Here is a 21,253-nt window from a genome sequence, read left to right as displayed (position 1 = left end):
AGGTCCGTCGGGCCAGCCCCGCCTCGGCGGCACGCGGGGCGCACAGGCCCGCCCCGGCAGGCCGCATGCTGCGCCTGCAAACTAGGGCGCGGGAGGGTGTATGACAACTGACGATCACGGCAAGGGCGCGGATCAGGGCGGGACCGGTGACGGTTTGGCCACGGGCGCCAAGGCACGGCTGGAAGCCAATCTGACCCGGATCGAGGAGCTGACGCAGCGGCTCGTCGGCGCGATGGGGCAGGGGCGACAGGTGCCGCCCAGCCTGCAGGGGCCGAGCCACGACCTCTACATGAAGGCCGCCGGGACCTATTGGGCCGAGATGATGCGAGACCCGGCCCGGATGATGGAGCACCAGCTCGGCTACTGGGGCAAGACGCTCAGGCATTACGTCGAGGCGCAGCAGCAACTGGTGCCCGGCGCGGCCCCCGTGGCCGGCGACAAGAAGGGCGACCGCCGGTTTTCCAACCCGCTATGGGACACCCATCCCTGGTTCAACTTCATCAAGCAGCAATATCTGACCAATGCCGAGGCGGTGCGGATGGCGATCGACTCGATCGAGGGTCTGGAGCCGCGCGAGAAGAAGCGGCTCGACTACTTCGCGACCCAGATCGTCGACATGTTCAGCCCGACCAACTTTCTCGCCACCAATCCCGACGCGTTGCAAAAGGCGCTCGAGACGGAAGGCCAGAGCCTGATCGACGGGCTCGAGAACCTGGTCCGCGATCTCGAGGCCAACAAGGGCAACCTCGTCGTGACGCTGGCCGACGGCAATGCCTTCCGGGTGGGCGAGAACCTCGCCACCACGCCGGGCGAGGTGGTGTTTCGCAACCATCTGTTCGAACTGATCCAGTACGCGCCGCAGACCGAGGACGTGCATGAGACGCCGGTGGTGCTGTTCCCGCCCTGGATCAACAAGTACTACATCCTCGATCTGAAGCCGCAGAACAGCCTGATCCGTCACGTCGTCGAGCAGGGCTACACGCTCTTCGTGGTGAGCTGGATCAACCCTGACCCGAGCTATGCCGAGATCGGCATGACCGACTATGTGGAAGATGGCTATCTTCAGGCGATCGAGACGGTGAAGGAGATCTGCGGCGTCAAGAAGGTCAACGCGGTGGGCTACTGCATCGCCGGGACCACGCTGAGCCTGACGCTGTCGGTGCTCAAGGCGCGCAAGGACAACTCGGTCAACTCGGCGACCTTCTTCACCACCCTTACCGATTTTTCGGATCAGGGCGAGGTGGGCGTGTTCCTCGACGACGACTTCGTCGACGGCATCGAAGCGGAGGCGCGCGAGGCGGGTGTGCTCGACAAGTTCTACATGTCGCGCACCTTCTCCTTCCTGCGCGCGCGCGACCTGATCTACCAGCCCGCGATCCGGAGCTACATGATGGGCGAGGCGCCCCCCGCCTTCGACCTGCTCTACTGGAACGGCGACGGCACCAACCTGCCGGCCCGCATGGCTGTCGAATATCTGCGCGGCCTGTGCCAGCAGGACCTGTTCGCGACCGAGGGCTTTACCGTGGCCGGGCATCTGGCCAAGATCTCGGAAGTGACGGTGCCGGTCTTCGCGGTCGGATGCGAAAGCGACCACATCGCGGCGTGGGATTCGAGCTGGCGCGGCATTCAGAAGATGGGCTCGAAGGACAAGACCTTCGTGCTGTCGGGCTCGGGCCATATCGCGGGCATCGTGAACCCGCCTGCCAAGAAGAAATACGGCTATTGGACCAATGACAAACCGGCCAGGACGCCCGAGGAATGGCGCGCGGCCGCGACCAAGCACGAAGGGTCTTGGTGGCCGGTCTGGATCGAATGGCTGAAGCCGCGATCGGGCGAACTGGTGCCAGCGCGTCAGCCCGGTTCCAAGTCGCATCCAGCACTGGGCCCGGCTCCGGGGCGCTACGTAACGGGGGGCCGCCTCGCAGCCGAATAAGGCGCTTCCTGCCCTTGGGGAAGTTTTTTGCTGCACCGCAGAAAAACATCTTGAAATGCTGCGGCGCAGCATTCATATTCAGCTCATCAGTTCGACAGAGCGGGGCCATGGTGCTGCCGCAGCGACCAGAAAGGGACTTCTGATGGCCAACACGCAAGACTTCACCGCGATCTTCAAAGACATGATGGGCTCCTTCCCCGTCGACACCAAGAACATGGAAGAGATGTTCAAGAACCAATCCGCGCTCGCCGAGAAGCTCTCCGCCGCCAATCTCGAAGCGGCGCAGAAATCAACCGAGCTTTCGGCCAAGTGGGCCCAGGACACGCTCGCCAAGTTCGGCGAAGTGACTCGCGCCAAGTCGGAGCCCGCCGATTACGCCAAGGCGATGAGCGACTTCGCCTCCTCCTCCGCCGAAGCCGCCTCCGAGCACATGGCCGCCTTCGCGGAAATCGCGAAGAAGCTGCAGACCGAGACCCTCGAGCTGATGCTCTCGGCCGGCAAGGACATGAGCGACGACATGACCGCCGCCGCCAAGAAGGCCGGCGCCGATGCTCAGGCCGCGACTCGCAAGGCCTCTTCGCAGACCGCTCAGGCGGCCTCGAAGTAAGCCGCACTGCGGCGCTCCTCCCACGCCGCGGTGGGCGGGCTGTCATCGACAGCCCGCCCTTTCTTTTTGCGAAACACCGTCCTAGGCTTTGCTGCAGCGCATCATGCCGGGGGGAAAGAGATGGCCGAAACCACGAAACCGCTTCTGATCAAGCGATATGCCAGCCGGCGGCTCTACAACACCGAAACCAGCGACTACGTCACGCTCGAGGATATCGCCGGCTTCATCCGCGCGGGCCGCGAGGTGCAGATCGTCGATCTCAAATCCGGCGACGACCTGACCCGCCAATACCTGTTGCAGATCATCGCAGAACACGAAAGCCGGGGCGAAAGCGTACTGCCCGTCGATGTGCTGACGGATCTGGTGCGCAGCTATACCAGCCAGGCCAGCTCCGTGGTGCCGCAGTTCCTCGCCGCTTCGTTCGAGATGCTGCGCGACGGGCAGTCGAAGCTCATGGAGAACATGACCAAGGTTTCGCCGATGGGGCAGATGCCCGGCTTCGAGGCGATGCGCGCGCAGCAGCAGGCCTTCTTCAAGGCGATGACGGGGGGCATGATGGGCTCCACCGGTCCCAAGCCGGAAAAGGAAGACGACAACCTCGACGACATCAAGAAGCAGCTCGCCGAACTGCAGTCCAAGCTCTCGAAGATGGGCAAGTAGCTTAGCGGCCGGGGTGAGGCGAGGATCAACCCGATCGACGCACTCGCATCCTCGCGGACGCACGCCCTTGGCCGCGTGACGGGGCAGATGACCCATCCGCATGGCGGACCGCGATGCAGCGCCACGCGCCCGATCATGATAGGATAGGGCGAAGGAGATCGTGGAGGGGTGCGCCATGGACGGGATTGTCGCGCGGGCCGAAGCCGAGGCCTACGAGTTGTTCATGGGGCGCTGGAGTCGCCCCGTCGCTGATCGGTTCCTGGATTGGCTCAAGGCGCCCACCGGAGGCGACTGGATCGATATCGGTGCCGGAACCGGCGTCCTGACCGCCGCGATCCTCGAACGCTCGGCGCCGCGGCACCTGCTTGCGATCGAGGAGTCGGAGAGCTTCGTCGCGCATCTGCAACATCGCTTCTCCGACGCCCGCCTCAGCATCGAGCATGGCGACGCGCTCCAACTGCCATTGCCGGAGGAGAGCCGCGACGTCGCCGTGGCCGGGCTCTTCGTCAATTTCGCAACTTCGATGGAAGCGGCGCTGGCCGAGATGCGCCGGGTGCTGCGCCCCGGTGGCCTGCTGGGGTTCTATGTTTGGGACTATCCCTCTGGCGGCATGGGCATGCTGGATGCGTTCTGGCAGGCGGCCGGGTCCATCGACCCCGAGGCGGTGCGGTCCTCCGAACGGCACCGCTTTGCCGATTGCGACTTTGCCGGTCTTGAACGGGCCTGTCGCGCCGTGGGGCTGGAGCCGGCGATAGGGCAGATCGACACGATGAGCGAGCACGAGGATTTCGAGGCCTATTGGCGTCCCTTCACCCAGGCCCCGAGCACGGCGAAGCGGTACCTCGACGGTCTCGACCCCGATGCCCGGGCGCGGCTGCGCGGCGCGTTGGCGCAACGGCTCGACCATGGCGGACCGATCCGCCTGCCGGCACGGGCCTGGTGCGTGAAGGCGCAGCTGCCGGACGAATAGCCCCACATGGAAAAAGGGCCGGCGTTGCCGCCGACCCCTGGATCGATTTCGTCTGTCACGAAGCTTATTCGCGATTGCCGAAAAGCTGCAGCAGGAACATGAACATGTTGATGAAGTCGAGGTAGAGCTGCAGCGCGCCCATGATGGCGGCTTTCCCCAGCCACTCGCTGTCACCGTGGGCCGCATGGCTCACATAGATGTTCTTGATGTTCTGCGTGTCATAGGCGGTCAGGCCGGCGAAGATCAGCACGCCCAGCACGGAGATGGCGAAGGCCACCGCCGAGGAGGCGAGGAAGATGTTCACGATCGAGGCCACGATCAGGCCGATCACGCCCATGATCAGGAAGGTGCCGAAACCCGACAGGTCCTTCTTCGTGGTATAGCCGTAAAGCGACAGCCCCGCGAAGGCGATGGCGGTGATCAGGAACACCTGAATGATCGAGACGCCGGTGAAGATGAGGAAGATCGAGCTGAGCGACAGGCCCATCACCGCGGCGAAGGCGTAGAAGACGACCTGCGCGGTGGCGGCCGACATGCGGTTCATGCCGGCGGAGAAGCCGAAGACGAACAGCAGCGGCGCGAACATGATCAGCCATTTCAGCGGCGAAGCATAGATCGCGGCACCGAAGCTGGTCAGATACTTGCCAGTGCCGATCTGCGCGGCCGCGAGCGCCGGGTCGGTCGTGGTCGCCAGACCCGAAATAGCCCACGCCGCCGCGGCGGTGATCAGCATGCCCACGGACATCGTGCCGTAGACCTTGTTCATGTGGGCGCGAAGCCCTTCGTCGATCCGAGCGGAGCGGGCCCCGGCCGTCGCGCGGATCGTATTGAATTCAGCCATTGAGACCTCCGGTCAGAAGAAAAACTGCTCGGTTTCGATATTGGGGATTGGGCGGCGCTTTTCAAGCCTGACGCCGTTGGCGCCGCAGTGTGGTAACAAGGCTCGAAGGCCACTGATCACGGCGCCGATGCGCGTCCGGAAGTGCGGGAACGAGCCTCGCCGCAGACTGCTTCCCGGGTTGGTTTGGCAGCCCCTGATCGCAAGCGCGCCGTTCAAGACAGGTTCATGGACCGATCCCGTGCTGTTCAGCCACGATTCGCCAAAGGAAACACGGGTTTGCTCTGCGGTCCTGACCTTCCGGACAGTTTCACTGTCCATTTGACCCGGGTCATGACCAAAAAGCCATGATGACCTTTGCAACCGATGCGTGTCTAAATGGATATATACTGATGGGCATGCGTGCCCGAAAAACATTTGCAACGCGCAGCGTCCGGTCGAGTACCGCATTTGGGCGCAGAAGGTTAAGAAGGACAGCCGATGAAGCATCCCGTTGACGTCCATGTTGGCAAGCGCATCCGTCATCGCCGTTGGATGAATGGCACGACCCAGCAGCAGCTAGCCGAAAAGGTCGGCATCAAGTTCCAGCAGATCCAGAAATACGAAACCGGCATGAACCGCGTCAGCGCCTCGCGTCTGTGGGACATCGCCCACGCGCTCGGCGTGCCGGTGTCCTTCTTCTTCGAGGGCATGGACGCGGCGGAGCCCGAGGCCCGGCCCGGCGACATGCCCGGCGACGTGATGGCCGACCGCGAGGCGCTGGAACTGCTGAGGTCCTATTACGCGATCCCCGAACAGCAGCGCCGCCGCCTGTTCGACCTGGCCCGCGTGCTGAGCGACGCCGCCTGAAAGCACCCGTTGGAGGACGGTCCCCGGTCTTGACCGGGGCGCCGTCCGCGCGCTACCGCCGCCGTCGGGCGGCCGATCCGTCCGAGCAGGATGGGCGCTTCATGACCGGCACATACTCACCCGATCTCATCCGCGACATCGTTGCCACGGCCCATGCCTTGGCCGATGCCGCGAGGCCCGAGACGCTGCGCCACTTCCGGCAGGGCATCGGCGTCGATGACAAGACCGGCGACGGGGTCGGTTTCGACCCGGTCACCGAGGCCGACCGCGCGGCCGAACGCACGATGCGGGCGGTATTGGCACAGCGACGTCCCGAGGACGCGATCCTCGGCGAGGAATACGGCGCCGAACCCGGAACCAGCGGGCTGACCTGGGTGCTCGACCCGATCGACGGCACCCGCGCCTATATTGCCGGGACCCCCACATGGGGCGTTTTGATCTCGGTTCGCGACGAGAACGGACCGATTTTCGGAGTGATCGACCAGCCCTATATCGGCGAACGTTTCGAGGGGGGCTTGGGCATCGCGCGTCTTGACGGGCCGCTGGGGGAAAGTCGTCTTGCGACGGGTGCGTCCCGCGCGCTTTCCGAAGCGATCGTGATGACCACCTTTCCCGAAGTCGGCAGTCCGGCCGAACAGGCGGGCTTCGAAGCCGTGAGCCGGAAGGCCCGGCTGACGCGCTATGGCATGGATTGCTACGCCTATGCGCTGGTGGCGCTGGGGCAGGTCGACCTCGTGATCGAGGCGGGGCTCAACAGCTATGACATATGCGCCCCCATCGCCGTGATCGAGGCCGCAGGAGGCGTCGTCACCAACTGGCAGGGCGGCCCGGCGCATGAGGGCGGGCGCGTCATTGCGGCCGCCAATGCGGGCATTCACGCCGAGGCGCTGGAACTGCTGCGCCAGACCTGCTGAGCGGCGCGCGGCTGGCAATGGCAGGATTTGCGTATTTCAGGAACAAAGTCATCAGGCCGCTGCGCACCGTGGCAAAGGTGATCTCGCCTCGACGCGCAGCTTTCCGAAACGGGGACTAGCCCTTCATACGCTGGCCCGCCACATAGGTAGCGGTGATTGCGCGGTCGTCCCCCATCATGATCGTCGGGAACAGGGCCTCCCAGATGTCCGCGGCCAGCGCCGAGCGCTGGGCGATTCCGGGGGTCGAGGCGAGATCCAGCACGATCATGTCGGCAGCCGCGCCGGGCGCGAGGCGGCCGATATCGCCTTCGGCATGCAGCACCTTGGCCGAGCCTTCGGTGGCGAGCCACAGGAGCTGCGCGGGGTGGATCGGGTTGCGCCTGAGCTGGCCCAGCTCATAGGCGGCGCCCATTACCCGTAGCATCGAGAAGGACGAGCCGCCACCCGTATCCGAGGCCAGCCCGATCCGCTGCCCCTCGGCCACCCGCGCGGCCATGTCGAAGATGCCCGAGCCGATGAAGGTGTTCGATGTCGGGCAGTGCACGAGCCCGGCCCCGACCTCGCGCAGGCGGTCCGCCTCGCGCGGCTCCAGATGGATGGCGTGGCCGTAGAGACCGCGTTCGCCCAAGAGGCCATGCGCCTCGTAGGTGTCGAGATAGTCGCGCGCCTCCGGGTACAGGCCCTTCACCCATTCGATCTCGTCCACCTGCTCCGATAGGTGCGTCTGCATCAGGCAGGACGGATGTTCGGCCCAGAGCGCGCCCAGCGCGTCTAGCTGCTCCGGCGTCGAGGTGGGCGAAAAGCGCGGCGTGATGACATAGCGGGCGCGGCCCTTGTCGTGCCAGCGCGCGATCAGCGCCTTGCTGTCGTCATGTGCGCTCTGCGCGGTGTCTCGCAAGAAATCGGGCGCGTTGCGGTCCATGCAGGTCTTGCCCGCGAAGGCTGCCATGCCGCGCGCCTCGGCCGCCTCGAAAAAGGCATCGACGCTGCCGGGATGGATCGTGCAGAAGCTCGTGAGCGTCGTGGTGCCGTTGGCGATGGCGAGGTCGAGCGTACGGCCCGCGACCTCGTCGGCATAGGCGCGGTCGGCGAACTTGCCTTCCTCGGGAAAGGTGTAGCTGTTGAGCCAGTCGATCAGCCGCTTGCCCCAGCTCGCGATCATCCCGGTCTGGGGGTAATGCATATGCGCATCGACGAAGCCCGGCAGGATCAGCCCCTCGCCGTGATCGATCACCTCCGCGCCGCCATGTCGCGCCCGCAGCGCGTCGGCCTCGCCGGTGGCGACGACCCGGCCACCCTCGACCAGCACCGCGCCGCGGCTTGAATGGGTGGCGGCGGCGGGGCCTTCGATGAAGGGATCGCCGGTGAAGTTCAGGGTCTGGCCCAGGTGCAATGTCTGTGTCATGGGCGAAGGATAGGAGCGGCGCGCGCGCAGGTAAATCGGCCGGTGCCCTGCGCTCCGGTTGCCGTTGCGCGAACATCCATTATGGTCCGCGCCAACACCGGGAGATGCCATGGACGACCAGATCGAAAGCCACGAGCCGGACAGCGACGAGGACGATTTCGGCCTTCCGGCGCGGCTCTTCGACGAGGTGCTCGACGCGGTCGAGGCCGGCGATGCGGCGCGGCTCGACACGATCTTCGCGCCGCTCCACCCCGCCGATATCGCTGACCTGCTTGAGCAGATCGACGCGCGAGATCGCCGCGCGCTGCTGGCCCTTTGGAAGGGCGGGATGGATGGCGAGATCCTCTCGGAACTCGACGACAACCTTCGCGAGGAGATCATCCAGTCGCTCGCGCCGACGGAGCTGGCCGAGGCGGTTCGCGAGCTCGAATCCGATGACGTGGTCGACCTCGTCGAGTATCTCGACGAGGATCAGCAGGCCGCCGTGCTCGACGCGCTGGCCGCCACCGACCGGATCGCGGTCGAAAAGGCGCTGGCCTATCCCGAGGAATCCGCCGGCCGCCTGATGCAGGTCGAGGTGGTGCGCGCGCCCGAACATTGGACCGTGGGCGAGGCGATCGATTTCCTACGCCGCTCGGATACGCTGCCGGATCAGTTCTACCACGTGATGCTGGTCGATCCGCGCATGAAGCCCGTGGGCTACGTGCAGATCGGGCGGCTCCTGTCCAAGCCCCGCTCGACGCCACTGCGCGACATCACCGAAGAGAGCTTTCGCACCTTTCATATCGAGGATGACGAGGGTGCGGTGGCCTACGCCTTCAACCAGTATCACCTGATCTCGGCGCCGGTTGTCGATGACGACGACCGGCTGGTCGGGGTGATCACCATCGACGACGCGATGAACGTGCTCGACGAGGAGCACGAGGAGGACATCCTTCGCCTCGCCGGCGTCGGCGGCGAGAGCGAATTGTCGGATTCGGTGCGCGAAACCACCAAGCAGCGGCTGCCATGGCTCGCGGTGAATCTCGGCACGGCGATCATCGCCTCGCTGGTCATCTCGTTGTTCGAGGAGACCATCGCCGGTCTCGTGGCCCTTGCCGTGCTGATGCCGATCGTCGCCTCGATGGGCGGCAATGCGGGGACCCAGTCGCTCACCGTCGCGGTGCGCGCCATCGCCACGCGCGACCTGACCACCTCGAACGTCTGGCGGGTGATCCGGCGCGAGGTGGCGGTGGGGCTGATCAACGGGCTGGCCTTCGCCGTGGTGATGGGAATCGTCGGCCTCGTCTGGTTCGGCTCGCCGATGCTCGGCGCGGTGATCGCCGTGGCCATGGTGATCAACCTCGTGGTGGCGGGGCTGTCGGGTGTGGTCGTGCCGGTCGTGCTCGACCGCTTCGGCATCGACCCGGCGCTGGCTTCGGGCACCTTCGTGACCACGGTCACGGACGTGGTGGGCTTCTTCGCCTTCCTCGGCCTCGCCTCGGTGATCCTGTTGTGAGCGGCATCACTGGCCTTGCGGCTCGCAAGAAGGCCGCGCGCGAGGCGGCGTTTCTGCGCCGCGAACTGGCGCACCGTTCCGCCAGCACCCAGGCCGAACACTTGACCCGCTGGCTGCTGGAACACCCGGCGCGACCGATCGCGGGCTACATGCCGATGCGCAGCGAGATCGACCCGCTGCCCGCCATGGAGGCCGCATCCTCCCATGCACGCATCGGCGTGCCGGTGATCGAGGGGGCGGGGCGGCCATTGCGGTTTCGCGAATGGACCCCGGGCTGCGCGCTCGAAGAGGGGCATTTCGGCGCGCATGTCCCGGTGGCGGGCGAGTGGATCACGCCCGAGATCGTCATCGTGCCGCTGGTGGCCTTCGACCGGCACGGGCACAGGCTCGGCTATGGCGGCGGTTTCTACGACCGGACACTTGAACGGCTGCGGGCCTCGGGGCCGGTCATGGCGGTGGGGTTCGCCTTCGCCGCGCAGGAGGCGGAGGAGATTCCGGTCGAACCCACGGACCAACCGCTGGACCTGATCGTGACCGAAACCGGAATCGTCGTGCCAGGCTGAGCCGGGCTGGCGGAACGGGCGTTTCGTTACGGCCCCTGCCGGCGGATCGGGCGGTTCGCGCGGCATCGCAACGTGACATCGCATGGTGGCGACGCTTCGCTTGCCCTTTGCAAATGGCCGCCCTAACACCGACGGGATGAGAATATTGTTCCTTGGCGACGTGATGGGTCGCGGTGGCCGGCAGGCCGTGGCGGAGCGGCTCCCGGGCCTGCGCCGCGACTGGCGGCTCGATTTCGTGGTGGTCAACGGCGAGAACGCCACCGGCGGGCGAGGTCTCTCGATCGAGCATGCCAAGGGCCTTCTCGAGGCGGGCGCCGATGTCATCACGCTGGGCGATCACGCCTTCGACCAGAAGGACATGCTGCGGTTCTGCGAGGCCGAGCCGCGCATCATCCGGCCGCTGAACTACTCCAAATCCGCCCCCGGCACCGGCGCGCGGGTGTTCGAGGCGACGCGGGGCCGCAAGGTCCTGGTGGCGCAGGTTCTGGGGCAGGTCTTCATGAGCCGCCCCTATGACGATCCCTTCTCGGCGTTGGAGCCGGTACTCAAGGCGCACCCGCCGGGGGGGGCGGTCGCGGCGAGTCTGATCGACATCCATTGCGAGGCGACGAGCGAGAAGATGGGCGTGGGGCATTTCTGCGACGGTCGCGCCTCGATCGTGGTGGGGACTCACACCCATGTGCCCACGGCGGATGCGACGATCCTGCCGCGTGGCACCGCCTTCCAGTCGGATGCCGGCATGTGCGGCGATTACGACAGCGTCATCGGCATGCAGAAGGACGAGCCGCTCAGGCGCTTCGTCACCGGCATGCCGGGCGGGCGCTTCACCCCGGCGATGGAGGAGGTCACCCTGTGCGGCCTCTATGTCGAGACCGACGACCGCACCGGCCTCGCCTCGCGGGTGGAGATGGTGCGACAGGGTGGCCGCTTGTCGCAGACGGGCCCCGCGTGAGATTTCGGCCATGGGCCATAGTAGAGTTCCGGCCGTGACACTCGGCCGCCCCGGAAGGTTTTGACGATGTTCGGCATTTCCCTGTCGTCCGAGGCCGAAGCGATCGCCGCGATGCTGATCGTGCTGGCCATGTTCCTGGCGTTCCTGCGCGAGATCTATCCCGTCGAGGTGGTGGCGATCACCGGCGCCATCACCATGCTCGTTCTGGGCATCCTGCCCGAGGCCGCAGCCATCGGCATCTTCGCCAACCCGGCCCCGTGGACCATCGCCGCGCTTTTCGTGGTGGTGGGTGCCCTCGTGCGGACCGGTGCGCTCGACTGGATCTCGGCCCAGGCCGCCCGTCATGTCGAAAAGCGTCCCAGAACGACGCTGATCACGCTCACCTTCACCGTGCTCGCCATGTCGGCCTTCATCAACAACACGCCGATCGTGGTTGTGATGATCCCGATCTTCGTGCGGCTTTCGGCGCAGATGGGGCATCAGCCTTCGAAGCTGCTGATCCCGCTGAGCTACTTTGCCATCTTCGGTGGCATGCTGACGCTGATCGGCACTTCGACCAACCTGCTGGTCGACGGCGTGGTGCAGGCCGCCGGCATGGAGCCTTTCGGCATCTTCGAGATCACCGGCGCCGGGCTGCTCATGGCTGGTGTGGCAGTGGCCTATCTGGGGCTGATCGGCCGCAAGTTGCTGCCGGACCGGGATTCCATGGCGGGGCTGCTTTCGGGCAAGTCGAAGATGCGCTTCTTCACCGAGGCGGTGATTCCGCCCGACAGCAACCTGATCGGCCGCGAGGTCACCGACGTGCAGCTGTTCAAGCGCGAAGGCGTGCGGCTGATCGACGTGGTGCGCGGCGACGCCTCGCTCCGGCGCAACCTCACCGGTGTCACGCTCGAGGTCGGCGACCGGGTGGTGCTGCGAACCGCGATGACCGAACTTCTGTCCCTTCAGGCCAACAAGAGCCTGCGCCGCGTCGATCAGGTGTCGGCGGTGGAAACCACCACGGTCGAGGTGCTGATCACGCCCGACTGCCGCATGGTGGGCCGCAAGCTCGGCGATCTGCGCCTGCGCCGCCGCTACGGCGTCTATACCCTTGCGGTCCATCGCCGCGACAAGAACATCGGTCGCCAGATCGACGATCTGGTGGTGAGGGTCGGTGACACGCTGCTGCTCGAAGGTGCGATGGCCGACATCCAACGGCTTGCCACCGACATGAACCTCGTCAACGTCGCCCAGCCGACCGAGCGTGCCTATCGCCGCAGCCATGCGCCGATCGTGCTCGCCGTGCTCTTTGCCATCGTCGGCCTCTCGGCAATCGGTGTCGCCAACATCGCGGTGATGAGCTTCATCGGCGTGGCGGTGGTGCTGCTGACACGCTGCATCGACGCCGACGAGGCGTTCGGCTTCATCGACGGGCGCTTGCTGGCGCTGATCTTCGGGATGCTGGCGGTGGGGGCGGGGCTCGATCACTCCGGCGCGGTATCGCTGCTGGTCGAGTGGCTGACACCCGGTCTGATGCACCTGCCGAGCTGGGCGCTGGTGCTGGTGGTCTATCTGCTGGCCTCCGTGCTGACCGAGATCGTGTCGAACAACGCTGTGGCAGTGATCCTGACGCCGGTGGCGATCGGCCTGGCGCAGGCGCTGGGTGTCGATCCGCGGCCGTTGATCGTGGCGGTGATGTTCGGCGCCTCGGCCGCTTTCGCGACGCCGATCGGCTATCAGACCAACACGCTGGTCTATGGGCCGGGGGGCTACAAGTTCTCCGACTTCCTGAAGATCGGTGTGCCGCTCAACGTGCTGACCGCGCTGACCGCCTCGCTGGTGATTCCGCTGTTCTTCCCGCTTTGAGGGACCGCTTGCCCCCTTCGCGGGGGCTGGCATATAGAGACCCGGACTTTCGCATATCACGACAGGAGCCCCGCCATGGCCGGCCATTCCAAATGGGCCAACATCCAGCACCGCAAGGGGCGGCAGGACGCCGCGCGCTCCAAGCTGTTCTCGAAGCTCTCCAAGGAGATCACCGTCGCCGCCAAGATGGGCGACCCCGATCCCGACAAGAATCCGCGCCTGCGCATGGCCGTGAAGGAGGCCAAGTCGGTCTCGGTCCCCAAGGACGTGATCGACCGCGCCATCAAGAAGTCGCAGGGCGGCGACGCCGAGAGCTATGACGAGATCCGCTACGAGGGCTACGGTCCCGGCGGCGTCGCCGTCATCGTCGAGGCGATGACCGACAACCGCAACCGCACCGCCTCGAACGTGCGCTCGACCTTCGGCAAGAGCGGCGGCAATCTCGGCGAGACCGGCTCGGTGTCCTTCATGTTCGATCGCAAGGGCGAAATCCACTACAAGGCCGAGGTCGGCGATGCCGACACGGTGATGATGGCCGCGATCGAGGCCGGCGCCGAGGATGTCGAGAGCGACGAGGACGGCCACTGGATCTACTGCGCCGACACCGATCTCAACGAGGTGGCGACGGCGCTCGAGGCCTCGCTCGGCGAGAGTGAGACCACCAAGCTGATCTGGAAGCCGCAGAACCGCACGCCGCTCGACGCCGAGGAGTTCGCCAAGCTGATGAAGCTGGTGGAGACGCTCGAGGATGACGACGACGTGCAGACCGTCACCACCAATGTCGAGGCCTCCGACGAGGTGATGCAGGCCTATGCCGAGGGCTGAGGCCTAGCCGGCTGCGTGGCAAAGCGATCCGAGCGCCGGGGACCTTGACGGGTCTTCGGCGTTTCGCGTTACAGCGCCGCGAGGATCGGCCACAGCGTGGCGACGAGCAGCGCTGCCATGACGATGTTGAAGATCCGCAGCCGCAGCGGGTCCGACAGCAGCCGGCGCAACCCCTGTCCCAACACGGTCCAGAGCCCGGCCGAAACCGTGCCCATCGCCGCGAAGACTGCGACCACGAGCGCGACGCCGAACAGCCCGGCATCCCCCACATAGGCGCTGGTCGCGGTCACCGACATCGCCCATGCCTTGGGGTTGACCCATTGGAAGGCCGCGGCCTGCAGGAAGGTCAGCGGCCGCCCTTCGGTCTCGGGTGCGTCCGCCGATCTCGGGGCGGCCGTGGCGATCTTCCAGGCCAGCCAGAGCAGGAAGCCGATCGAGATGACGCGGAGCAGGCTGGTCAGCACCGGCCAGATCTCGAACACCTGCGCCAGCCCCAGCCCGACGAGCCCCGCCATCGCGGCGAAGCCGAGCGCCACCCCCGCCATGTGCGGCACCGAGCGGCGCAGGCCGAAATTGGCGCCGGACGCCATGAGCATCAGGTTGTTCGGCCCCGGGGTGAACAGGGTGACGAGGGCGAAGCCCATCAGGGCAGGGAGGAGCGAGAGCGCGGTCATGCGCGCCAATCTGCACCGCCGGGCGGAAATGGAAAGGCCCAAAACGAGAAACGGCGACGCCCAGGGAGGAGGAGGGGCGCCGCCGTCTGTACCGGTCGGCGGATCCTCGGGGAGGAGGAGGAGAACCCGCTGCCGTCTCGGTCGACCGGCACGAACCAGGGAGGAGGGCCCGGCCGGTCTATGCAACGAATGCCGTGTTGGGAGGAAGGGCATCCGTATCCTGTGCGACCGGCGGGGTCAGGGAGGAGGAGGACCCCGCCGGTCTGATGCGCGCCGTTCCAGGGAGGAGGAGGGAACGGCCCGTATTCGAATTTCGCGAGCGACGGGACAGGGAGGAGGAGGTCCCGTCGCTCTGATCCGCGTGCGCTCCAAGGGAGGAGGAGAAGCGCCCGTGGTGTGCGACCGGCTGGGTCAGGGAGGAGGAGGACCCTGCCGGTCTGATCTACGTGCGCGCCCCAGGGAGGAGGAGGGGGCGGCCCGTATCCGTGAATTCCTGCGAGCGACGGGGCAGGGAGGAGGAAGCCCCGCTGCTCTATGGTCCGCGTGCGCTCCAAGGGAGGAGGAGAAGCGCCCGTGGTGTGCGACCGGCTGGGTCAGGGAGGAGGAGGACCCTGCCGGTCTGATCTACGTGCACGCCCCAGGGAGGAGGAGGGGGCGGCCCGTAACTCTGTCGTTCTTCAAGGCGACGGCATCAGGGAGGAGGAAGATGCCGTCGCCTCGTTGCGGGCCACCCAGGGAGGAGGAGGGGCGGGACCGCGGCTCGCGACCGGTTCAGGGAGGAGGAGGAACCGGTCGGGAACTGGGAAACTTTTACTTGGCCTCGGCGGCCTCGATCGCGATCCGCTTGATCATCGAGCGGCTGATGCCGAGATCGGCGAGGTCGCGATCGGTCAGCGCCTGCAGCTCGTTATAAGTCGAGCGATAGATCTTGTTCTTCGCCACGCGGTCGGCCAGAGTGGCGCGGAAGGCGGCGATGCGCTGGCCAAGGCCGGCGCTGCGGGTTTCGGTCGTGTATGCCATGTCGCATACCTCTTTCATTCGGGGCCCAATCGGCGGGCCGGTCTGCTCGGTTCTGGTCGATCCCAGATCTCGGGACCGGTCGTCGAAGGCGCCGTATTGCGTCTTCGAGGATCAAAATAGCCACGTGCTGCGGATGCACAATCCCTCGGAACGGCAATGCTGCTATGCAGCGAGCGCATGGTAAAAATTTCATGAAAACATGGACTTCCTTAGCGTCATGTCAGGTTTTTCATGGCTGCTTGCGCATTGGGCGGCAAAGCACGAGTCTTGCGCGGCAATCGGGCAGCGCCCTGATGGAACATAGGAAACGGAACCGAGATGACAGTGACGCGTGACCAAATCCTCGACGAATTGCGCCGCATCGGGCTGCCCGGTGGCGGCGATCTGGTGACGCGCGACATGGTCCGCGCCATTGGAATCGATGGCGGCCATGTGCGGTTCGTCATCGAGGCTCCCGATTCCGACGCCGCGCGCGGCATGGAGCCGGTCCGCCGGGCGGCCGAGGCCGCTGTGGCGGCGCTTTCCGGCGTCGACCATGTCAGCGTTCTGCTGACGGCGCATGGTCCGGCGAGCCCCGCCGCGAGGCAGGCGCCGCAGGGCGAGGCGCCCTCGCTCAAGATCGGTCGTCATCCGACGCCGCAGGCCCCCGGTCAGACCGGGCCGCAACGGGTCGCCGGAGTCGACCGCATCCTCGCGGTCGGATCCGGCAAGGGCGGGGTGGGCAAATCGACCGTCGCCTCGAATCTCGCCGTGGCGCTGGCGCGCCAGGGGCGACGCGTGGGGTTGCTCGACGCCGACATCTATGGCCCCTCGCAGCCCCGCATGATGGGGGTGAACAAGCGCCCCGGCTCGCCGGACGGCAAGACCATCGAGCCGCTGCATGCGCATGGCGTCACCATGATGTCGATCGGGCTCATGGTGGATCCCGACAAGGCGGTGGTCTGGCGCGGCCCGATGCTGATGGGGGCGCTGCAGCAGTTGATCGGCCAGGTGGCCTGGGGCGAGCTCGACGTGCTGATCGTCGACCTGCCGCCCGGCACCGGCGACGTGCAGCTTACATTGTGCCAGCGCACGCATCTGACCGGCGCGCTCGTGGTGTCGACGCCGCAGGACGTGGCGCTGCTCGACGCGCGCAAGGCGATCGACATGTTCAAGACGCTCAAGACCCCGGTGCTGGGCCTGATCGAGAACATGTCTCTCTATATATGCCCGCAATGCGGCCACGAGGCACATATCTTCGGTCATGGTGGTGTGGGGCTTGAGGCCGAGCGGCTGGGCGTGCCTCTGTTGGGCAGCTTGCCCATCGATCTCGACACGCGTCTCGCGGGCGACGCGGGGACACCCGTGGCGGCCGGTGAAGGGGCCATGTCCGAGGCCTATGCCAAGATCGCGCGCGGGCTGATCGCAGGTGGCATGGCCTGATCGCGCCCCGGTCCGGGATCTCATGGGATCTCGGGCCGGGAACTCATGGAACCTCTGGGCCGTTATCCGAATCGAGCCTGTCGATTCGGGCAGGTTGGTAAGGTTATCCCCGGTCTTATCCACAACTTAGGCGACTCTGTTGAGAATGCGGGGCTTTTTGCCAATCCCTGCGCGGGATCCTGCTAAGCGAACCGCGCCGCTCTTTGGGAAAGGCGAGGATTTTAGGTCACAATCTTAGATCACAATATCTTGTATTCAGTTCGACATGATCTCTAGATCGTGTGGTTTTTCGACGAAATCAGCGTCATTCGCGGGAAGCGAGCGGCAAACACTGTCCCTCGAACCGGCATTTTAGACCTGAAATTTGTTGCCTCCCATGAATTCCCATGGCATCCCTGTGGCCAAGGAAACGGTGGACAAACGGACTAGGGGCACCAAGACCCCATCGGCAAAAAATTAGCAGGTTCATACAGGCAACCCGCTGTTTTCTAACAAGAGATCCGGCGCGCGAGCGAGCAGACATCCCCCCAGGTGGCGCGCGCGATCGGACATCCCGGAAACGGGACGATGCGGCGGATCGAGCAGTGGCAGCAGCTCGGTCCGCCGTTTTCGTATCACGAGGTCTCTGACCTGGGCGGGCATGGGCAAGGGTCTCGATACGCGTGCTGGGTTTCACCGGAGAGTATCCGCAGAAGATCGACGGGAAAGGGCGCATGTCCATCCCGGCCGACTTCCGCCGCGTGCTCGAAGCCGGTGATCCGGATTGGACCGAGGGACTTTCTCCCAAGCTTTACCTGCAGTTCGGTGACCATCTTAAGGACAACCTGCGGGTCTATTCGGTCGAGGAGTTCGACCGTATCGCGGCCCAGATCCGGGCCATGCCTGCCGGCTCCAAGCAAAAGCAGATGGTCAGCCGGCTCTATCTGGGCCAGTCGATGAAGCTCGAGGTCGACCGCGACGGCCGGATCGTCATGCCGATCCGCCAGCGTCGCAAGCTCGGGTTGGAGCAGGGCGAGGTTCTGTTCATGGGCGTCGGCGACTATTTCGAAATCTGGAAGGCCGACACCTTCGAGCAGACCGTGGGCCAGGAGGTCACCGACTGGCTCGAGGAACAGCCCGAGGGCTTCGATCCGCTCAGCCTCGTGGAAGGGCTCTGAATCATGGCCGATGCGCCTCATGTGCCGGTATTGCTGCGGCCGCTGATCGCGGCGCTGCAACCGATCCAGGGGGTCTGGCTCGACGGCACCTTCGGTGCGGGCGGCTATACGCGGGCGCTGCTCGATGCCGGCGCCGACAAGGTATTCGCTGTGGATCGCGATCCCTCGACCTTCGATATGGCCAGGGCCTGGGCCGGGCAGTATGGCGACCGGCTGCAGATGCGCGAGGGGCGATTCTCCCAACTCGATCAGCTTGCGGGCGAGCCGCTCGACGGCGTGGTGCTCGATCTCGGCGTCTCCTCGATGCAGATCGACCAGCCCGAGCGGGGCTTCTCCTTCCAGAAGGACGGCCCCCTCGACATGCGCATGGGCACGACCGGCCCCTCGGCCGCCGATATCGTCAACGAGGCGGACGAGGCGCATCTCGCGCGGATCCTGTTTCTCTATGGCGAGGAGCGGCAGAGCCGCCGCATCGCCCGCGCCATCGTCGCCGCGCGCCCCGTCACCACGACGCTGCAGCTGGCCGAAATCATCGCGCGCTGCCTGCCGCGCCAGAAGCCGGGCCAGTCCAATCCGGCGACCCGTAGCTTCCAGGCGCTGCGCATCGCGGTGAACGAGGAATATGACGAGCTCTACGAGGGGCTCGCCGCGGCCGAGCGGGCGCTGAAGCCCGGCGGGCTGCTGGGCGTCGTGACCTTCCATTCGGTCGAGGACCGCATGGTCAAGCGCTTCATGCAGCTGCGCGCCGGTGCCACCGGCAACGCCAACCGCTTCGCCCCCGAGGTCGAGGGGCCGCCGCCGGCCTTAGAACTGGTCGGGCGCAAGGCCGCCGGGCCCGACGACGAGGAACTGGCCGCCAACCCGCGCGCGCGCTCGGCGCGGCTTAGGGTGGCGCGGCGCACCACAGCCCCGGCGGGGCGGGCCGATCCGGCCGCGCTGGGCATGCCTATTCTGGACAAAGGGGAGAAACGTCGATGAGGGGCGTGATCTACGTGCTGTCGGCGCTGGCCGTCGTCGCCTTGGGCTTCTGGGCCTATCAGGAGAATTACAGCACGCAGCAGAGCCTGCGCGAGGTGCGCCAGCTCTATGCGCGGATCGGCGCGGCACATGCCCGTCTGGGCATGCTCAACGCCGAATGGGCCTATCTCAACCGTCCCGACCGGCTACGCGACCTCGCCGACCTGAACTTCGACCGGCTGGGTCTGCTGCCGCTGCGCCCCGAGGCCTTTGGCCAGATCGAACAGGTGGGCTTTCCGCCCGAAATGCTGCCGCCGATCATGAACCCGGTCGAGGTGTCCTCGGCCTTCATGAACACCGATGAGGAACCGCTGTGATCAGACGGCCATTGCGCCCGCTGGCGCGAATCCTCAAGGCGCGCGAGCGCGGCGAGAATCCCGACGCGATCGAGCGCGAGAACCTGCGACTGCGTCACGAGGAAAACCGCGACCGCGCCCGTTCGCGCGCCGAGGGCCGGCTCTTGGTGCTGGGCGGCTTCTTCTTCCTCGCCTTCGGGGCCATCGGCCTGAAGATGGGTGGTATGGCAGGCGCGCCCGCCGAGGAGCCCCGCGCGTCCGCGTCCGGCAACCCGATCATTGCCCAGCGCGCCGACATCACTGATCGCAAGGGTCGGATCCTCGCCACCAATCTCGATACCTACGCGCTCTATGCGCAGCCGCCGCAGATGGTCGACCCGGTTCGCTCGGCGGCCGAACTGGTGCGGATCTTCCCCGAACTCGACGAGCAGGAACTGCTCGAGGATTTCACCGGCCCGCGCAAGTTCATGTGGATCCGCAAGCAGATCAGCCCCGAGCAGCGTCAGGCGGTGCATGACATCGGCGATCCGGGCCTATTGTTCGGTCCGCGTGAAATGCGGATCTATCCGAACGGACCGATCGCCGCGCATATACTCGGCGGGGCCAGCTATGGCCGCGAAGGGGTCTCATCGGCCGAGGTGATCGGCGTCGCGGGTGTGGAGCGTCGATTCGATGCCTATCTGCGCGATCCCGCCAATGAAGGGGCTCCGCTCCGGCTGTCTCTCGACCTTACCGTGCAATCTGCGGTCGAGGAGGTCCTGCTGGGCGGCATGAATCTGCTCAACGCGCGCGGTGCGGCGGGGGTGCTGATGGAGGCCAAGACAGGCGAGATCGTCGCCATGGCGAGCCTGCCGGATTTCGACCCGAACAACCGGCCCCGGCCACTGACCAAGGGCTCCCCCGCCGACAGCCCCCTCTTCAACCGCATGGTGCAGGGCGTCTACGAACTGGGCTCGGTGTTCAAAATCTTCGCCGTGGCGCAGGGGCTCGAGATGGGCCTGATCCAGCCTTCGACCATGATCGACACCAAGGGTCCGATGACCTGGGGCCGGTTCCGAATCCGCGACTTCCACGATTACGGCCCGCAGCTCTCGGCCACCGACGTGATCGTCGAAAGCTCCAACATCGGCACCTCGCGCATCGCGCTGATGTTCGGCGCGGAGAAGCAGCGGGAATTCCTAGGAGAGCTCGGCATGCTCGAACCCACCGCGGTGGAGATGATCGAGGCACCCACCGGCAAGCCGTTGCTGCCGGCGCAGTGGTCCGAGATCTCGACCATGACCATCTCCTATGGCCACGGCCTCTCGGTCACGCCGCTGCATCTCGCCGCCGGTTACGCGACGCTGGCCAATGGCGGCCTCAAGGTCACGCCGACGCTGCTGCACAAGGCCAACCGTGCGCCCGGGGAGCGGGTGGTCAGCGAGCAGACCGCCGCCGCGACCCGCGCCATGCTGCGCGCCGTGGTCAGCCGCGGTACCGCGAGCCTGGGTGATGTCGAAGGCTACGAGGTCGGTGGCAAGACCGGCACCGCCGACAAGCCCAAGGAAAACGGCGGCGGCTATTACAAGGACAAGGTGATCTCGACCTTCGCCGGCATGTTCCCGGCCACCGATCCGAAATACGTCTTCGTGGTGACCTTCGACGAGCCCGTGGAAACCACGGGTTCGATCCCGCGCCGTACCGCTGGCTGGACCGCCGTACCGGTGGCCGCCGAGATGATCCGGCGCACGGCACCGCTGCTGGGGCTCCGGCCGCAGGTTGAAGGTGCGCCCTATGAGGGTATATCGCTGGCCGCGAACTAGGGCGGC

General features: G+C 66.0%; 21 protein-coding genes. 16 read left to right on the top strand and 5 right to left on the bottom strand.

Annotated features, from left to right (window positions below; genetic code table 11):
- Positions 1–100 precede the first annotated feature (100 nt).
- From O4G76_RS08875 to O4G76_RS08860, 4 genes are all read left to right on the top strand, one after another.
- Positions 101–1,933: an alpha/beta hydrolase gene (locus tag O4G76_RS08875; protein ID WP_269396994.1), complete on the top strand. Its 1,833-nt coding sequence runs from the start codon at positions 101–103 to the stop codon at positions 1,931–1,933.
- Positions 1,934–2,075: 142 nt separating this feature from the next.
- Positions 2,076–2,540 (top strand): phasin family protein, encoded by a 465-nt coding sequence (locus tag O4G76_RS08870; protein ID WP_085894700.1) that lies wholly within the window; start codon positions 2,076–2,078, stop codon positions 2,538–2,540.
- A 120-nt stretch (positions 2,541–2,660) separates the two neighbouring features.
- Positions 2,661–3,200, top strand: coding sequence for a polyhydroxyalkanoate synthesis repressor PhaR (gene phaR, locus O4G76_RS08865; protein ID WP_085894701.1), 540 nt, complete (start codon positions 2,661–2,663; stop codon positions 3,198–3,200).
- Positions 3,201–3,375: 175 nt separating this feature from the next.
- Positions 3,376–4,170, top strand: a complete 795-nt coding sequence (locus O4G76_RS08860; protein ID WP_269396993.1) for a class I SAM-dependent methyltransferase — start codon at positions 3,376–3,378, stop codon at positions 4,168–4,170.
- 64 nt (positions 4,171–4,234) lie between these two features.
- Here the strand turns inward: O4G76_RS08860 and O4G76_RS08855 are convergent, their stop codons facing one another.
- Together O4G76_RS08855 and O4G76_RS08850 are read right to left on the bottom strand one after the other, a co-directional pair.
- Positions 4,235–5,011, bottom strand: coding sequence for a Bax inhibitor-1/YccA family protein (locus O4G76_RS08855; RefSeq protein ID WP_269396992.1), 777 nt, complete (start codon positions 5,009–5,011; stop codon positions 4,235–4,237).
- A 12-nt stretch (positions 5,012–5,023) separates the two neighbouring features.
- Positions 5,024–5,533 (bottom strand): hypothetical protein, encoded by a 510-nt coding sequence (locus O4G76_RS08850; RefSeq protein ID WP_269397097.1) that lies wholly within the window; start codon positions 5,531–5,533, stop codon positions 5,024–5,026.
- Here O4G76_RS08850 and O4G76_RS08845 point away from each other — a divergent pair.
- Together O4G76_RS08845 and hisN are read left to right on the top strand one after the other, a co-directional pair.
- On the top strand, positions 5,489–5,857 hold the full coding sequence (locus O4G76_RS08845; protein ID WP_085894704.1) for a helix-turn-helix domain-containing protein: 369 nt from the start codon (positions 5,489–5,491) through the stop codon (positions 5,855–5,857). The two genes, O4G76_RS08850 and O4G76_RS08845, sit on opposite strands and share 45 nt — an antisense overlap.
- Before the next feature lie 101 nt (positions 5,858–5,958).
- A complete protein-coding gene (gene hisN, locus O4G76_RS08840) occupies positions 5,959–6,771 on the top strand; it encodes a histidinol-phosphatase (protein WP_269396991.1) in 813 nt (270 codons plus the stop codon).
- A 115-nt stretch (positions 6,772–6,886) separates the two neighbouring features.
- Here hisN and guaD read toward each other — a convergent pair whose 3' ends face one another.
- Positions 6,887–8,176, bottom strand: coding sequence for a guanine deaminase (gene guaD / locus O4G76_RS08835; RefSeq protein WP_269396990.1), 1,290 nt, complete (start codon positions 8,174–8,176; stop codon positions 6,887–6,889).
- A gap of 109 nt (positions 8,177–8,285) precedes the next feature.
- On the opposite strand from guaD, the gene mgtE reads away from it, so the two are divergent.
- The 5 genes from mgtE (at position 8,286) to O4G76_RS08810 (ending at position 13,859) form a co-directional block, all read left to right on the top strand.
- Positions 8,286–9,674, top strand: coding sequence for a magnesium transporter (mgtE, locus tag O4G76_RS08830; protein ID WP_269396989.1), 1,389 nt, complete (start codon positions 8,286–8,288; stop codon positions 9,672–9,674).
- The gene (locus O4G76_RS08825; RefSeq protein WP_269396988.1) at positions 9,671–10,237 is read left to right on the top strand and encodes a 5-formyltetrahydrofolate cyclo-ligase; all 567 of its coding nucleotides are present in this window, start codon (positions 9,671–9,673) and stop codon (positions 10,235–10,237) included. The genes mgtE and O4G76_RS08825 overlap by 4 nt, the downstream gene beginning before the upstream one ends.
- 136 nt (positions 10,238–10,373) lie before the next feature.
- The gene (locus O4G76_RS08820; protein WP_269396987.1) at positions 10,374–11,189 is read left to right on the top strand and encodes a TIGR00282 family metallophosphoesterase; all 816 of its coding nucleotides are present in this window, start codon (positions 10,374–10,376) and stop codon (positions 11,187–11,189) included.
- Between the two features lie 66 nt (positions 11,190–11,255).
- Positions 11,256–13,034: an SLC13 family permease gene (locus O4G76_RS08815; protein ID WP_269396986.1), complete on the top strand. Its 1,779-nt coding sequence runs from the start codon at positions 11,256–11,258 to the stop codon at positions 13,032–13,034.
- A 75-nt stretch (positions 13,035–13,109) separates the two neighbouring features.
- Positions 13,110–13,859 (top strand): YebC/PmpR family DNA-binding transcriptional regulator, encoded by a 750-nt coding sequence (locus tag O4G76_RS08810; RefSeq protein WP_269396985.1) that lies wholly within the window; start codon positions 13,110–13,112, stop codon positions 13,857–13,859.
- 68 nt (positions 13,860–13,927) lie between these two features.
- Here the strand turns inward: O4G76_RS08810 and O4G76_RS08805 are convergent, their stop codons facing one another.
- Entirely contained in the window at positions 13,928–14,533 is a 606-nt protein-coding gene (locus O4G76_RS08805) for a LysE family translocator (protein ID WP_269396984.1), read from the bottom strand.
- 810 nt (positions 14,534–15,343) lie between these two features.
- Positions 15,344–15,553, bottom strand: a complete 210-nt coding sequence (locus O4G76_RS08800) for a DUF1127 domain-containing protein (protein ID WP_269396983.1) — start codon at positions 15,551–15,553, stop codon at positions 15,344–15,346.
- Between the two features lie 318 nt (positions 15,554–15,871).
- Between O4G76_RS08800 and O4G76_RS08795 the strand changes: the two genes are divergently transcribed.
- The 5 genes from O4G76_RS08795 to O4G76_RS08775 all read left to right on the top strand — a co-directional run bounded on the left by O4G76_RS08795 (position 15,872) and on the right by O4G76_RS08775 (position 21,247).
- A complete protein-coding gene (locus O4G76_RS08795; RefSeq protein WP_269396982.1) occupies positions 15,872–16,975 on the top strand; it encodes an Mrp/NBP35 family ATP-binding protein in 1,104 nt (367 codons plus the stop codon).
- Positions 16,976–17,637: 662 nt separating this feature from the next.
- The gene (locus O4G76_RS08790; RefSeq protein ID WP_085894713.1) at positions 17,638–18,132 is read left to right on the top strand and encodes a division/cell wall cluster transcriptional repressor MraZ; all 495 of its coding nucleotides are present in this window, start codon (positions 17,638–17,640) and stop codon (positions 18,130–18,132) included.
- 3 nt (positions 18,133–18,135) lie between these two features.
- The gene (gene rsmH / locus O4G76_RS08785) at positions 18,136–19,110 is read left to right on the top strand and encodes a 16S rRNA (cytosine(1402)-N(4))-methyltransferase RsmH (RefSeq protein WP_269396981.1); all 975 of its coding nucleotides are present in this window, start codon (positions 18,136–18,138) and stop codon (positions 19,108–19,110) included.
- The gene (locus tag O4G76_RS08780; RefSeq protein ID WP_085894715.1) at positions 19,107–19,466 is read left to right on the top strand and encodes a cell division protein FtsL; all 360 of its coding nucleotides are present in this window, start codon (positions 19,107–19,109) and stop codon (positions 19,464–19,466) included. Before rsmH ends, O4G76_RS08780 begins: the two co-directional genes overlap by 4 nt.
- Entirely contained in the window at positions 19,463–21,247 is a 1,785-nt protein-coding gene (locus tag O4G76_RS08775; RefSeq protein ID WP_269396980.1) for a penicillin-binding protein 2, read from the top strand. The genes O4G76_RS08780 and O4G76_RS08775 overlap by 4 nt, the downstream gene beginning before the upstream one ends.
- Positions 21,248–21,253: the final 6 nt, after the last annotated feature.

It is taken from the genome of Limimaricola sp. G21655-S1, from assembly GCF_027213785.1.
Classification (GTDB): Bacteria; Pseudomonadota; Alphaproteobacteria; order Rhodobacterales; family Rhodobacteraceae; genus Limimaricola.
The sequence above is the reverse complement of the archived record's forward strand: the minus strand, read 5'-3'. Positions and strand labels throughout refer to the sequence as shown.

Excerpts from the sequence above, each read along its gene's own strand:
- phaR (WP_085894701.1), top strand. The coding sequence starts at position 2,661 with ATGGCCGAAACCACGAAACCGCTTCTGATCAAGCGATATGCCAGCCGG.
- O4G76_RS08815 (WP_269396986.1), top strand. The coding sequence starts at position 11,256 with ATGTTCGGCATTTCCCTGTCGTCCGAGGCCGAAGCGATCGCCGCGATG.
- O4G76_RS08860 (WP_269396993.1), top strand. The coding sequence starts at position 3,376 with ATGGACGGGATTGTCGCGCGGGCCGAAGCCGAGGCCTACGAGTTGTTC.
- O4G76_RS08820 (WP_269396987.1), top strand. The coding sequence starts at position 10,374 with ATGAGAATATTGTTCCTTGGCGACGTGATGGGTCGCGGTGGCCGGCAG.
- O4G76_RS08845 (WP_085894704.1), top strand. The coding sequence starts at position 5,489 with ATGAAGCATCCCGTTGACGTCCATGTTGGCAAGCGCATCCGTCATCGC.
- rsmH (WP_269396981.1), top strand. The coding sequence starts at position 18,136 with ATGGCCGATGCGCCTCATGTGCCGGTATTGCTGCGGCCGCTGATCGCG.
- O4G76_RS08810 (WP_269396985.1), top strand. The coding sequence starts at position 13,110 with ATGGCCGGCCATTCCAAATGGGCCAACATCCAGCACCGCAAGGGGCGG.
- O4G76_RS08805 (WP_269396984.1), bottom strand. The coding sequence starts at position 14,533 with ATGACCGCGCTCTCGCTCCTCCCTGCCCTGATGGGCTTCGCCCTCGTC.
- O4G76_RS08780 (WP_085894715.1), top strand. The coding sequence starts at position 19,107 with ATGAGGGGCGTGATCTACGTGCTGTCGGCGCTGGCCGTCGTCGCCTTG.
- O4G76_RS08875 (WP_269396994.1), top strand. The coding sequence starts at position 101 with ATGACAACTGACGATCACGGCAAGGGCGCGGATCAGGGCGGGACCGGT.
- O4G76_RS08800 (WP_269396983.1), bottom strand. The coding sequence starts at position 15,553 with ATGGCATACACGACCGAAACCCGCAGCGCCGGCCTTGGCCAGCGCATC.
- hisN (WP_269396991.1), top strand. The coding sequence starts at position 5,959 with ATGACCGGCACATACTCACCCGATCTCATCCGCGACATCGTTGCCACG.
- O4G76_RS08870 (WP_085894700.1), top strand. The coding sequence starts at position 2,076 with ATGGCCAACACGCAAGACTTCACCGCGATCTTCAAAGACATGATGGGC.
- O4G76_RS08850 (WP_269397097.1), bottom strand. The coding sequence starts at position 5,533 with ATGACGGATGCGCTTGCCAACATGGACGTCAACGGGATGCTTCATCGG.
- O4G76_RS08855 (WP_269396992.1), bottom strand. The coding sequence starts at position 5,011 with ATGGCTGAATTCAATACGATCCGCGCGACGGCCGGGGCCCGCTCCGCT.
- O4G76_RS08795 (WP_269396982.1), top strand. The coding sequence starts at position 15,872 with ATGACAGTGACGCGTGACCAAATCCTCGACGAATTGCGCCGCATCGGG.
- mgtE (WP_269396989.1), top strand. The coding sequence starts at position 8,286 with ATGGACGACCAGATCGAAAGCCACGAGCCGGACAGCGACGAGGACGAT.
- guaD (WP_269396990.1), bottom strand. The coding sequence starts at position 8,176 with ATGACACAGACATTGCACCTGGGCCAGACCCTGAACTTCACCGGCGAT.